Raw genomic sequence first — 12,116 nt, forward strand, 5'->3', positions numbered from 1 at the left:
TTACTTCTTCTCGTCTTCGTCAACGATCTCGGCGTCGACGATGTCCTCATCGGCCTTGGCGCCTTCGGACCCGGAGTGGGCACCCTCTGCGCCTGCGGCACCCGTGGCACCGTCCGGCGAACCGGCCTGTGCGTAGATGGCTTCGCCGAGCTTGCTCTGGGAAGCCTGCAGCTTCTCAAAGGCGGTCTTTACCGCGGCGTCATCCGCGCCTTCGAGGGCCTTCTTCAGGGCGTCGACGTCGGCCTTGACCTCGGTCTTGACCTCTTCAGGCAGCTTGTCGGCGTTGTCCGCGATCAGCTTGTCCACGGAGTAGGCGAGCTGCTCGGCGGTGTTGCGGGTGTCGGTTGCCTCGCGGCGGGCCTTGTCCTCGGCTGCGTGCTCCTCGGCGTCCTTGACCATGCGGTCAATGTCTTCCTTGGAGAGCGCGGTGCCGCCGGTGATGGTCATGGACTGTTCCTTGCCGGTGCCCTTGTCCTTCGCCGAGACGTGCACGATGCCGTTGGCGTCGATGTCGAAGGTGACCTCGACCTGCGGGACGCCACGGGGTGCCGGCGCGATGCCGGTCAGCTCGAACGTGCCCAGCGGCTTGTTGTCCCGGGTGAACTCGCGCTCGCCCTGGAAGACCTGGATGGCCACGGACGGCTGGTTGTCGTCAGCCGTGGTGAAGGTTTCGGAGCGCTTGGTGGGGATGGCCGTGTTGCGCTCGATCAGGTGCGTCATGATGCCGCCCTTGGTTTCGATGCCCAGTGACAGCGGCGTGACGTCGATCAGGAGGACGTCCTTGCGTTCGCCCTTCAGCACACCTGCCTGCAGCGCGGCGCCGACGGCGACGACCTCGTCCGGGTTGACGCCCTTGTTGGGCTCCTTGCCGCCGGCGAGTTCCTTGACGAGTTCGTACACGGCGGGCATGCGGGTGGAGCCGCCCACGAGCACGATGTGGTCGATCTCGGAGAGCTTGATGCCGGCTTCCTTGATGACGTCCTGGAACGGCTTCTTGGTGCGGTCCAGCAGGTCCTTGGTCAGGTCCTGGAACTTGGCGCGGGTCAGCTGCTCGTCCAGGTGGACCGGGCCGTCGGGGGTGACGGACAGGTACTGGAGGGAGACGTTGGTGCTGGTGGAGGAAGAGAGTTCCTTCTTGGCCTGCTCGGAAGCCTCGCGCAGGCGCTGCAGGGCGATCTTGTCCTTGGACAGGTCGATGCCCTTGACCTTGAGCTGGTTCAGCAGGTAGTCAACGACGCGCTGGTCCCAGTCGTCGCCGCCGAGGTGGTTGTCACCGGCGGTGGCGCGCACCTGGATGGTGGAGAAGTTGTCTTCGTCCTTGCCCACTTCGAGGAGGGAGACGTCGAAGGTTCCGCCGCCGAGGTCGAAGACGAGGATGAGTTCGTCTTCCTTGCCCTTGTCCAGGCCGTAGGCCAAAGCGGCAGCGGTGGGCTCGTTGACGATGCGGAGGACGTTGAGGCCTGCGATTTCGCCGGCCTCCTTGGTGGCCTGGCGCTGGGCGTCGTTGAAGTAGGCCGGCACGGTGACGACGGCGTCGGTGACCTTTTCGCCCAGGTACGACTCGGCGTCGTTCTTCAGCTTCATCAGGATGCGCGCGGAGATTTCCTGCGCGGTGTACTTCTTGTCGTCGATCGCGACGTTCCAGTCAGTGCCCATGTGGCGCTTGACGGACGCGATGGTGCGGTCGATGTTGTTGACGGCCTGGCGCTTGGCGATCTCGCCGACCAGGACTTCGCCGGACTTTGAGAACGCAACGACGGACGGCGTGGTGCGGCCACCCTCGGCGTTGGCAATAACGGTGGGCTCGCCACCTTCGAGAACGGAGACGACGGAGTTGGTGGTTCCGAGGTCGATACCTACTGCACGTGACATGTGTTGCTTCCTTCTTTCCGTGGAAACGCTGGTCTAGATTCAGGCACGCCCACTGATTGAGCGATCTACACTCAACTTTACCCACGGCCGGATTTAAGTCAATCCAAAGTTGAGTCTGCTCCGCTCAACTTTGGAATTCGACGTGGGGACACGGCTGCGCAGGACGCAGGAAAATCGCGCCAATCCGCAGAATTCCGCCAGACGCAGCGGCACCGGGACAGGGTTTCGCTGTGCGTGAAACCCTGTCCTGGAGCAGGCTGGTGGCGTAATTGACTGTCAGGCGGTATCCCCCGGCTCCTCGCCAGATTCTGCACGGCGGGCCGGCTCGCGGGTCTCCGCCTGGCCTGCGGTACCGGCCGTTCCGTAGTCGCCGTCGGGGTATTCGGCTTCCTCCAAGGTCACCAGGTTCTCCCCCGCAGTGCCGGCCTTGCCGTAATCACCGGCCTCGTACTCGCCTTCGACGGCCCCGGCAGGCTCCTCGACCTCCCCGGCGGTTCCGTAATCGCCTTCGGGATACTCGCCGTCGCCGGCGGCCACCTGGTCTTCGTGCGCAATTCCCGCCTTGCCGTAGTCGCCGTCGACATACTGGCCGCTGTCACCTTCGACTGCCGGCGCGGGTTCGGTGCTGCGCTGTTCCGCTTCGTTTGCGCTGTTCTTGGAAATTTCGCTGTTCTCTGACACTGACGGTTCCCTCCTGGAAGCATCGGACGCCCGGACGGGCGCAGGGGCAGTCTATCCATCCGCCCGGCACTTCAACAGGGGGCGGAGGGCAGAGCGGCCCGACCCGCACACCGCCCGCAAACCCACGGCGGGCGGCCACGAAAACGTGCCGCCCGCCGTCGTCCGTCACGGTGTCCGCCGCGCCGGCGCACCGCCTCAGTTGCGCACGACCTCCAGTTCGATGGCCGTCCAGGACAGGGCTGGCAGGGTGGCCCGGACTTCGCCGCCGGCGGCCTTGACGCCATCCAACGGGATGAGGCCCACGGCACCGGGGTTTGCCTGCGTGTTGGTGATGAACCGGTCCGCACCGTCCGGGATGCGCAGCACGTCGGCCCGGACCACCTGGCGGGCGTCGAAGCCGCGAAGGACCACTTCGACGTCGGCGGCTTCTTCCAGTCCGCGGTTGGCCAGGAACAGCGCGATGCGGCCGGTTTCCTCGTTCCAGGTGGCACTGACGTCCACGAGGTCGGCATCGCCGAACTTGGCGTTGCCGTACTTGTCCGAGTCCACGGCGAGCCGGAGGATCTGGCCGTGCGCCAGCTCGGCCATGCGGGCGAAGGGGTGGAAGATGGTCTGCTTCCATGCCGGGCCGTTTTCCTCGCTGAGGATGGGGGCGATCACGTTGACCAGCTGCGCCTGGTTGGCGATCTTGACCCGGTCACCGTGCCGGAGCAGGGAGTTCAGGAAGGTCCCGACGACGACGGCGTCCGTCACGTTGTACTGGTCCTCGATGACGCGGGGGTGCTCGCGCCAGCCGTGCTTGCCCACCTGTTCGGGGCTGTCGGCGTCGCCGGGGCGGGTGTACCAGACGTTCCATTCGTCGAAGGACAGGTTGATGTGCTTCTTGTGCTTGCCCTTGGCCCGCACAGCGTCCGCGGTGGCGATCACGGATTCGATGAAGTAGTCCATGTCCACGGCACTGGCCAGGAAACTGCCGGCGTCGCCGTCGTGCTCCTGGTAGTAGGCGTGCAGCGAGACGTAGTCCACCTGCTCGTAGGCGTGGGTCAGGACCGTCTGCTCCCAGGCGCCGAAGGTGGGCATCCCCGAGTTGGAGCTGCCGCAGGCCACGAGTTCGATGTCCGGATCAACGAAGCGCATGGCCTTGGCGGCTTCCTGCGCCAGCCTGCCGTATTCCTCGGCGGTCTTGTGCCCGATCTGCCACGGGCCGTCCATCTCGTTGCCCAGGCACCACAGCTTGATGTTGAACGGATCCTCGTGGCCGTTCTTGCGGCGCAGGTCGGACAGCCGGGTGCCGGACGGAATGTTGGCGTATTCCACCAGCTCGCGGGCTGCATCGACGCCGCGGGTGCCGAGGTTGACCGCTTCCATGACCTCCACGCCGGCTTCCCGCGACCAGTCCACGAATTCGTGCAGGCCGAAGGCGTTCGTTTCCAGGGTGTGCCAGGCGCCGTCGAGCCGTCGCGGCCGCTCCGCCACGGGACCGATGCCGTCCTCCCAGTTGTAACCGGAGACGAAGTTGCCGCCGGGATAGCGGACCACGGTGGCGCCCAGCTCTTTGACGAGGTCCATCACGTCGCGGCGGAAGCCGCGCGCGTCGGCCCGGGGATGGCCCGGTTCGTAGATGCCGGTGTAGACACAGCGGCCCATGTGCTCAACGAAGGATCCGAAGATCCGGCGGGGAACCTCGGCTACGGTGAAGTCGCGGTCAATGGTGATGCGTGCGCGGGACATTTTGCTCCTGTCCTAGGGGTGGATTTGATGGCGAAGGATGCTGGGGCTGCTACGTGCCGGCAAGGCCGGTGGTGGCTACGCCCCTGATGATCTGCCGCTGGAAGAAAAGGAAGACGACGATCAGCGGCAGTGCGGCCAGCAGCGCGGACGCCATGTTCTGGGCGTACTGGATGCCGTAGGCGCTCTTGATGGTCTGCAGGCCCACCGGCAGGGTGAGCAGCGAGCTCTCGTTGGTGGCAATGAACGGCCAGAGGAAGTTGTTCCAGGCCCCGATGAACACGAAGATCGCGACGGCGGCCAGGATGGGCCGGGACAGGGGCAGCACGATCGTGGTGAAGATCCGCAGCCGTCCGGCGCCGTCCATCAGCGCGGCTTCCTCGAGTTCCCGCGGAATCTGGTCGAAGAATTTCTTGAGCACGAACACCATGGGCGAGTGGATCACCTGCGGCAGGATCAGCGCCCAGTAGGTGTCGATCAGGTTCAGGGACTGCATCTGCTGGAACAGCGGGATGATGAGGACCGGCGGCGGGATGATGATGGAGGCCACGATTACGCCCATCAGCATCCTCTTGCCGCGGAAGTCGATCCGCGAAATGGCGTAGGCGACGGACGCGGAAATCACCAGGGTGATGGCAGTAATGGCCGCTGACGTGAACAGCGAGTTGAGCGTCCAGGTGGGGATGTTGCCGCTCTGCAGCACTTTGGCAAAGGCATCGAAGGTGAAGCCCGACGCCGGTATCCAGCTGATGGGGGTGGACGCGGCGTCGGTTTCGCTCTTCAGCGCGGTGACGGTGGCCCAGGCAAAGGGCACCAGCCACGCAACGGCGAGGACAGACACGACGACGGTGGCCAGGATGCGGGACAGCGGCGTCTTCGCACGCCGGTTGGCAACGGTTTCGGCGTACCCCTTGGGCTGGAGCGCGGGTTTGGAAAGTGTGGTGGTGGCCATGGCTAGGCGCTCCTTTTCCGTGTGATGAAGACCTGCGCCAGCGCGATGAGCAGGATCAGGCCGAAGAAGATGTAGGAAATGGCTGCGGAGTAGCCCAGCCGGTAGCCCGTGAATCCGGCCTCGAAGATGTACTGCACGATGGAACGGGTTGCTCCGCCCGGTCCGCCTTCGGTCATCTGGTAGATCTGGTCAAAGACCTTCAGGGACGCGAGGATCTGCAGGATCACGATCATCACGGTGGTGGGGCCCAACTGGGGAAGGCTGATGGAGAAGAACTGGCGCCAGCCCCCGGCACCGTCGAGCGAGGCCGCTTCATAGTGCTGCTGCGGAATGTTCTGCAGTGCAGCCAGGTAGAGGAGGAAGTTGAAGCCGATGGTCCACCACACCGTGGCGATCACCACGGCCCACATCGCCACCGCGGGATCGTTCAGCCACGCCACCGGCGGAATGCCGAGATTTGCGAGCATGTCATTGAACAGCCCGAGCTCGGGGTTGTACATCCAGGCGAAGAACAGTGAGACCACGGTGGAGGCGAGCAGGAACGGGGAGAAGAAGGAGAGCCGCCACAGCCACTGCGCGGGAAGGCCCATGTTGACCAGTGCTGCCAGCGCCAGGGCGATGACCACCAGCGGGACGGTGCTGATCAGCGTGAAGTACAGCGTGTTCCCCAGCGAGCGCCACATGTCCGAGTCGGCGAACGCCTCGCTGTAGTTGGCCAGGCCGATGAACCCGCTGTTGGCGCCCGTGAGGGACTTTCCGGTGAGGCTCATAACGGCCCCGGAAATCATGGGCCAGACCAGGAACATCAGGAAGAAGGCCAGGAAGGGGGCGGAGAAGGCCCAGCCGTGGAGGTTGTCGCGCCGGGAACGCAGCGATTTCGCCGCGGGCGCAGGTTTTACCGCGGGCGCTGGTTTTGCCGGGGGCGCTGTGGTGCGGGCAGTGCTCATGAGGACTCCTTTGTCACGGACTTTGTCACGGGCGGGTCAATGTTCAGGCGGGATTCTGCAGAGGATTCGGCGGCCATGCCGGATGCCGTCCTCACACCGGGTTCGGCATTGCGAGGACGGTGTTGATGCGCTTCATAAACGCGTCCCAGCCGTCGGCGGCCTTGTCCCGTCCGAGGAACACGTTCTGGACGTTCTCGGCGAAGTAGCCTTGGAAATCGGATCCCGAGCCGGTGAACCAGGCCACGGGGTCGTAGTTGATGATGTCCGCCGCCTGGGCATAGTCCGCCTGCGGCTTGAGTGCCGCGTATTCCTTGGACTTCACCACCGGCTGGTAGGCCGGGATGTGTCCGGCCTCGGCCCAGCTCAGGGAACCCTTGAGCATGGACGCCACGAACTGGTAGACGCCGCGGCGCTTGGTTTCGTCCAGCCGGGCCTGGTGCGGCAGCACGAACGAGTGCGAGTCGGCGAAGGCGGCCGGCGTTCCAAAGAGGGTGGGGATGGTGCTGGCACCGAACGGAACTCCTGCCGTTTTCATGGTGGGCAACTCCCACACACCGGTGAAGAGCAGCCCCGACCCCGAGCCGGCGAACTCCGCGATGGCTGTCCCGCCGTCGCCGCTTTTCGTGGAGATGGTGTTATCCAGCAGGGACGTGATGAACTCCAGGCAGTCGATGGCCACGTCCCGCTCCACCTGGGCGGGCCTGCCCGGCTCCAGCACGAAGTCCGCGCCGTGTTGGCGGTAGAGCGTGTAGAACAGCCGCCACATCTGCGCGCCGTCGCCCAGATATCCGTAGGAGAGCCCGTGCTTGCCGGTGACGCGCTGCAGTTCGCGGCTTACTTCCAGGAACTGCGACGGCGAGGAGATCTCCGCCAGCCGGCCGTCCTTCCCCAGGACGCCGGCCTTGTCCGCAACTTCGGTGTTGTAGAGCATCACGAACGGGTGCGAGTCCAGTGCCAGCGAAAATACCTGGCCGTTGAACTGGCTCTTCTCCCAGATTCTGGGTCCGAAGTCCTCCGGGCGCACGCCGAACTCCGCCAGCAGGTCCAGGTCCCACGCATCCAGCAGTCCGCCGGGAGCGTAGCCCGGCACCCTGGCCGCATGCATCACGGCAACCTCCGGAGGCCGCCCGCCGGCGGAGGCCATGGCCAGCTTGGTGTAATACGGCGCACCCCACGCCAGCACGGTCGGCTTGACCCTGTAGTCGGGGTGGTCCGCGTTGACCTTGTCGATCATGGCCATCATCTTGATGCCGTCTCCGCCGGAGAGCAGATGCCAGAAGCGGATGTCGTTGCCCGCCGCCTGGGCCGCGCCGCCGCAGCCCGTCAGGCTCGCTCCGAGGGTAAGGCTGCCTGCGAGCACACCGCCTCCGAGCAGCAATTGCCTGCGGGTCATCTGCATCGGGCGTGAATCAACTTGCTTCACCGTCACTCCTTTGGACGTAGCCGTTGGTAAAAAATTCGCCGACTGTCCGGCTGCTTCGGGCCCGTGGGGGCGGGCCGGACAACTGTGGGCTGCAACACACTTTATATCGTTGTAAATGGAGTTACAAGGAAAATTTGTTAGCGCTCACAAATTGAGAGTTGCCATGCTGTTTTTTCGGGTGCGACAGCCGTTATTCGAGTCCGGCTACACCCGCCAGAACCTGCAGGTGGTGCTCGAACAGAGCGTCCTTTGCCGCAAAGGTACCCTCCCCATATTGGCCGAAAACCTCGAAGCTGATGGCACCGAAAAGCGAAGTCCAGACCAGCGCACCGCGCGCCAGCAGTCCGTCGGGAAGCGCCAGCCCGAGCTCTTCCCGGATGGCTGCCAGGTCGACCGCCAGCTGCGCCGACACCGCAGCCGCAGACGGCCCCGCCAGAGGCTCAGGCTCGGCGCGCAGGGCGCCGGCCCGCCAGGCGGCGTCGACAATGGCGGTCAGGCTGCGGATCACCCTGGTCCCGGGACCGGCTGTCCGTTCCGCCGGCGCCCGGTACCCGGGCACCGGACTGCCGAACAGCAGGGCGTAACGGGCGGGTTCACGGACGGCCCAGCCGCGGACGGCGCGCCCCAGGGCCCGGAACCGCCCGGCGAAATCCGCTTCGGGCACGCGGGCGACGGCGGCCTCCACCTCGTCGCCCAGCTCGCCGTACGCGTCGATCAGCAGCAGGGTCAGGAGCTCGTCCCGGTTTTGCACGTACCGGTACACGGCCGAGGACACCACTCCGAGGTCCCGGGCCACTGCCCGCAGCGACAGGGCAGCCGCGCCGTGGACGGCCAGGTGTTCGCGGCCCAGCCGGACAATGTCGGCGGTGGTCTGCGCACGGGCACGCTCCCGCGGCGTGCGCGGTGCGCGCGGTGCAGGGGCGGAGTCATTGTTGGCCGGCATGCCTCCAGCATTTCACGCTTCAGAGCACTGTCAACAATTGAGAGCAGTGCTCTTGACTTTGGAACTCCCGCCGAGCATCCTTATTTCGAGAGCGGCGCTCTCTCAGATTCCAGAGCAGACTGAAGATCCCGAGGAAAGGGAATCCAATGCCCGAACTTTTTGTGGTCACCGGCGCCGGCCCGGTGGGCTGGACCGTTGCGGAGCAGCTTGCGGCCCAGGGTAAGCGCGTGCGGGTGCTGACGCGCTCCGGCAGCGGCCCGGAGCACCCCCTCATCGAGAGGATGTCTGTGGACGTCGCCCATCCGGCACTGCTGGACGGGGCGTTCGCCGGGGCGGCCGCCGTCTTCCACTGCATCCATGGCTCCGCCTACGCTGAGGACGCATGGCAGCGGGAGCTCCCCCGGGCCGAGGAGGCCGTGCTGGCGGCGGCCGGCGAGGCGGGCGCCGTCGTCGTATTTCCTGAAAGCCTGTACTCCTACAGCCGGCCCGGCACCGTCATGGCGGAGGACAGCCCCCGCGAGGCGCAGGGCGGAAAGCGCGGAGTCCGGACGGCGCTGCTGAAGGCGCGCGCAGCCTCCCCCGCGAATACTGTCAGCGTGGTGGCGGGCGATTTCTTCGGCCCGCGCGTGCGGAACTCCCACGCCGGCGAACGCATCGTGCCGGCGGTGCTGGCCGGAAAGCGGCTGCTGGTGATCGGCAGCGCGGACCAGCCGCATTCCTTCACGTACGTGCCGGACCTTGCCGCGGCCATGATCCGTGCCGCGCAGACTCCGGCCTTGTGGAACCGGGTGTGGCACGCTCCCACGGGCCCGGCAGTCACCCAGCGCAGGCTTGCGGCGGCCTTCGCGGAAGCCGGCGGGGTGCCCGCTCCCAAAATGGGCGCAGTGCCGGGCTGGGCCCTCCGGGCCATCGGATTGTTCTCCGGCGGCACCCGCGAGCTGGCCGAGATGCTGTACCAGTTCGAGCGGCCGTTCGTCATGGATTCGCACGCCAGCGAGGCCGCCCTGGGCCTGCATCCGACCCCGCTGCCGGAAGCCGCAGCCGCCACCGTGGCCTGGTGGCGGGCGCAGGGGTGACGATTCAGCCGTCACGCACAGCAGGCTTTTGGCCGACCACGAAGGGCGCGGCCGCGTAGATTCGCGGCCGCACCCTTCGCGGAGTCCCGATAATGTGCGTGGCGTGACGCGCACGCCCCGCTAACTGCGCGCGGCACCCTCCAGGTCCGTATCCAGGCTGCTCTCGGCATCACGCGGGCCAGCGGATGCCCGACCGCCGTCGTCCAGCCGCCCCAGTTTGCTGGGCCACCAGATCCGTCCGCCCAGGTCGTAGGCAAGCGCCGGGACCAGCAGCGAGCGGACCAGAACGGTGTCCAACAGGACCCCGAAGGCCACGATGAAGGCGAGCTGGACCAGGAACATGATGGGGATGACGCCCAGCGCGGCGAAGGTGGCAGCGAGGACCACGCCTGCGGACGTAATGACGCCGCCGGTCACGCCGAGTCCCCGCAGGATCCCCGGCCTGGTGCCGTGCTTGAGGGACTCCTCCCGCACCCTGCTCATCAGGAAGATGTTGTAGTCCACGCCCAGGGCCACCAGGAACACGAAGCCGAACAGCGGCACCGTCGCATCGGCCCCCGGGAACCCGAAGAGGTTGTTGAACACCAGGGCCGAAACGCCCATGGCGGCGGCGTAGGAAAGCACCACCGAGGCCACCAGCAGGACCGGGGCCAGGACGGAGCGCAGCAGCAGCATGAGGATCAGCAGGATGACGGCGAGGACCACGGGGATGATGACGATCAGGTCGCGCTGGGCCGTGGTGTTGGTGTCCAGCGCGGTGGCCGTGACGCCGCCCACCAGGGCGGAGTCGTCGATCTTCTTCAAATCCTCGCGGAGCTTCACCACGACGTTCTCAGCGTCGCTGGAATCCGCGGCATAGTTCAGGGTGGCGTTGATCAGGACTTTGCCCTCGCGGACATCAGGGTCGCGGGGAGCCCCCGGGGCCCCTGTCACCGGCACGCTCCCCTCCGCCAGGAGGTAGGCATCGCCGACGCCGTCGGCCGCCTTGGTCTTCTCCAGCACCTCCTGCGCTTTCGCTTCGTCGGCGACGATCACCGCGGGGCTGCCGGAACCGGCGTCGAAATGGCGGGCCAGCGCGTCCTGGCCGTCCACCGCGTTGGAGGCGGTGAGGATAACGTCCGTCTGCGGCACGCCGTTGGCCTTCAGCTGCAGGATGCCAGCGGAGGCCACCAGGAGCAGGAGCACCGAGGCCACCCAGACGGCCCGGGGGCGGCGGGAAACGAGGGAGCCGGTGGCGCGCCACAGGCCCTTCTGGCCTTCGAGGCCGGTGACGAGTTCAGGCTCGCGCTCGGTCTCCGGGATCAGCTTGGGACGGAACGGCCAGAAGGCGGCGCGGCCCAGCAGGGCCATCAGTGCCGGGAGCAGCGTGAGGGCGGCAAAGAGCGAGCACAGGATGCCGGCGGCCGCCACCGGGCCCAGCGCCTTGTTGGAGTTGAGGTCGGAAAAGAGCAGGCACAGCAGGGCGATGATCACCGTGGCGCCGGAGGCCAGGATGGGTTCAAAGGAGGCTTTCCAGGCCGTGAGGACGGCGGACGTGCGGTTGGTGGTGTGGGTTAGCGCTTCGCGGAACCTGGCAACATACAGCAGCGCGTAGTCCGTCGCGGCACCGATCACCAGGATGGAAAGGATGCCCTGGCTTTGGCCGCTCAGCTGGATCCAGCCCAGCTTGGCCATGCCGAACACCAGCAGGATGGCTGCGCACAGCGCGAACACCGAGGTGAAAAGCACCGCGATGGGCAGGAGCAACGAGCGGTAGACAATCAGCAGGATGATGAACACGGCGGCGAGGGCCACCAGCAGCAGGATCCCGTCTATGCCCGCGAAGGCGCTCACCAGGTCAGCCGTCAGTCCCGCCGGACCGGTGACGAAAGTCTGCATTCCTTCCGGGGCTGACGCCTGAACTTCCTGGCGGAGCTCCTGGACGATTTCCTTGACCTGGCCCGACGAGGATATGGGCACCACGAACTGGACCGCTTCGCCGTCCTCCGACGGGATGGGACCGATGACCGCACTGCCTGCCTGCAGCTCCTCAAGCTTGTCCTTTAGGGCGGCAGCCTCGCCCAGTTGCGCAGGCGTGAAGGCGGAGTCGCTTTCGACGACGATGACGGCCGGGATCTCGTCGGAATCCCGGAACTTTGCCTGCCAGTCCTGGGCTTCGGTGGCCTCGGCACCGGCAGGCAGGAAGGACGCCTGGTCATTGGAGGAGACTTCGTCGAGGCGGCCGAAAGTGGGTCCGCCGACGCCGGCGATGGCCAGCCAGGTGATCACGAGCAGTACGGGGACCAGCCAGCGTAGCCAGAACGGGACGCGCGCGGTGCCGGGATGCCTCTTTTTCATGGGTCCTTCTTGGGGTGGCTCGGAGGAGTAGAATTTACTCCATAGTAGACTATCTCCACCATGGAGATAAGCACTTCGGCACAAATAGTTGCTCGCACCCGTCGGTGAGAGAATTTTGGCTAGGCTGGCGCAGTTGCCAAGCCATTGCAGAAGGAGG

9 protein-coding genes are annotated in these 12,116 nt (G+C 66.1%); 1 reads left to right on the top strand and 8 read right to left on the bottom strand.

Going from position 1 to position 12,116, the window contains the following annotated elements:
* The 7 genes from dnaK to BS38_RS0111305 form a co-directional block, all read right to left on the bottom strand.
* Entirely contained in the window at positions 1-1,872 is a 1,872-nt protein-coding gene (gene dnaK, locus BS38_RS0111275) for a molecular chaperone DnaK (protein ID WP_028270896.1), read from the bottom strand.
* A gap of 276 nt (positions 1,873-2,148) precedes the next feature.
* Positions 2,149-2,553, bottom strand: a complete 405-nt coding sequence (locus BS38_RS0111280; protein ID WP_197024934.1) for a hypothetical protein — start codon at positions 2,551-2,553, stop codon at positions 2,149-2,151.
* A gap of 195 nt (positions 2,554-2,748) precedes the next feature.
* On the bottom strand, positions 2,749-4,284 hold the full coding sequence (gene arfA, locus BS38_RS0111285) for an arabinosylfuranosidase ArfA (protein ID WP_028270898.1): 1,536 nt from the start codon (positions 4,282-4,284) through the stop codon (positions 2,749-2,751).
* 49 nt (positions 4,285-4,333) lie between these two features.
* Positions 4,334-5,233: a carbohydrate ABC transporter permease gene (locus tag BS38_RS0111290; RefSeq protein WP_028270899.1), complete on the bottom strand. Its 900-nt coding sequence runs from the start codon at positions 5,231-5,233 to the stop codon at positions 4,334-4,336.
* Between the two features lie 2 nt (positions 5,234-5,235).
* On the bottom strand, positions 5,236-6,180 hold the full coding sequence (locus BS38_RS0111295; protein WP_028270900.1) for a carbohydrate ABC transporter permease: 945 nt from the start codon (positions 6,178-6,180) through the stop codon (positions 5,236-5,238).
* Positions 6,181-6,271: 91 nt separating this feature from the next.
* The gene (locus tag BS38_RS0111300; RefSeq protein ID WP_028270901.1) at positions 6,272-7,603 is read right to left on the bottom strand and encodes an extracellular solute-binding protein; all 1,332 of its coding nucleotides are present in this window, start codon (positions 7,601-7,603) and stop codon (positions 6,272-6,274) included.
* Positions 7,604-7,793: 190 nt separating this feature from the next.
* Positions 7,794-8,546, bottom strand: a complete 753-nt coding sequence (locus BS38_RS0111305; RefSeq protein WP_028270902.1) for a TetR/AcrR family transcriptional regulator — start codon at positions 8,544-8,546, stop codon at positions 7,794-7,796.
* Between the two features lie 146 nt (positions 8,547-8,692).
* Between BS38_RS0111305 and BS38_RS0111310 the strand changes: the two genes are divergently transcribed.
* Positions 8,693-9,622 (top strand): NAD-dependent epimerase/dehydratase family protein, encoded by a 930-nt coding sequence (locus BS38_RS0111310; RefSeq protein WP_028270903.1) that lies wholly within the window; start codon positions 8,693-8,695, stop codon positions 9,620-9,622.
* A gap of 120 nt (positions 9,623-9,742) precedes the next feature.
* Here the strand turns inward: BS38_RS0111310 and BS38_RS24975 are convergent, their stop codons facing one another.
* A complete protein-coding gene (locus tag BS38_RS24975) occupies positions 9,743-11,959 on the bottom strand; it encodes an MMPL family transporter (RefSeq protein WP_043438417.1) in 2,217 nt (738 codons plus the stop codon).
* Positions 11,960-12,116 lie beyond the last annotated feature (157 nt).

It is taken from the genome of Arthrobacter sp. UNC362MFTsu5.1 (assembly GCF_000685965.1).
Taxonomy (GTDB): domain Bacteria; phylum Actinomycetota; class Actinomycetes; order Actinomycetales; family Micrococcaceae; genus Arthrobacter.

Bases quoted from the DNA above. Each gene is read 5' to 3' on its own strand.
- arfA (WP_028270898.1), bottom strand. From the start codon at position 4,284: ATGTCCCGCGCACGCATCACCATTGACCGCGACTTCACCGTAGCCGAG.
- dnaK (WP_028270896.1), bottom strand. From the start codon at position 1,872: ATGTCACGTGCAGTAGGTATCGACCTCGGAACCACCAACTCCGTCGTC.
- BS38_RS0111310 (WP_028270903.1), top strand. From the start codon at position 8,693: ATGCCCGAACTTTTTGTGGTCACCGGCGCCGGCCCGGTGGGCTGGACC.
- BS38_RS0111295 (WP_028270900.1), bottom strand. From the start codon at position 6,180: ATGAGCACTGCCCGCACCACAGCGCCCCCGGCAAAACCAGCGCCCGCG.
- BS38_RS0111290 (WP_028270899.1), bottom strand. From the start codon at position 5,233: ATGGCCACCACCACACTTTCCAAACCCGCGCTCCAGCCCAAGGGGTAC.
- BS38_RS24975 (WP_043438417.1), bottom strand. From the start codon at position 11,959: ATGAAAAAGAGGCATCCCGGCACCGCGCGCGTCCCGTTCTGGCTACGC.
- BS38_RS0111305 (WP_028270902.1), bottom strand. From the start codon at position 8,546: ATGCCGGCCAACAATGACTCCGCCCCTGCACCGCGCGCACCGCGCACG.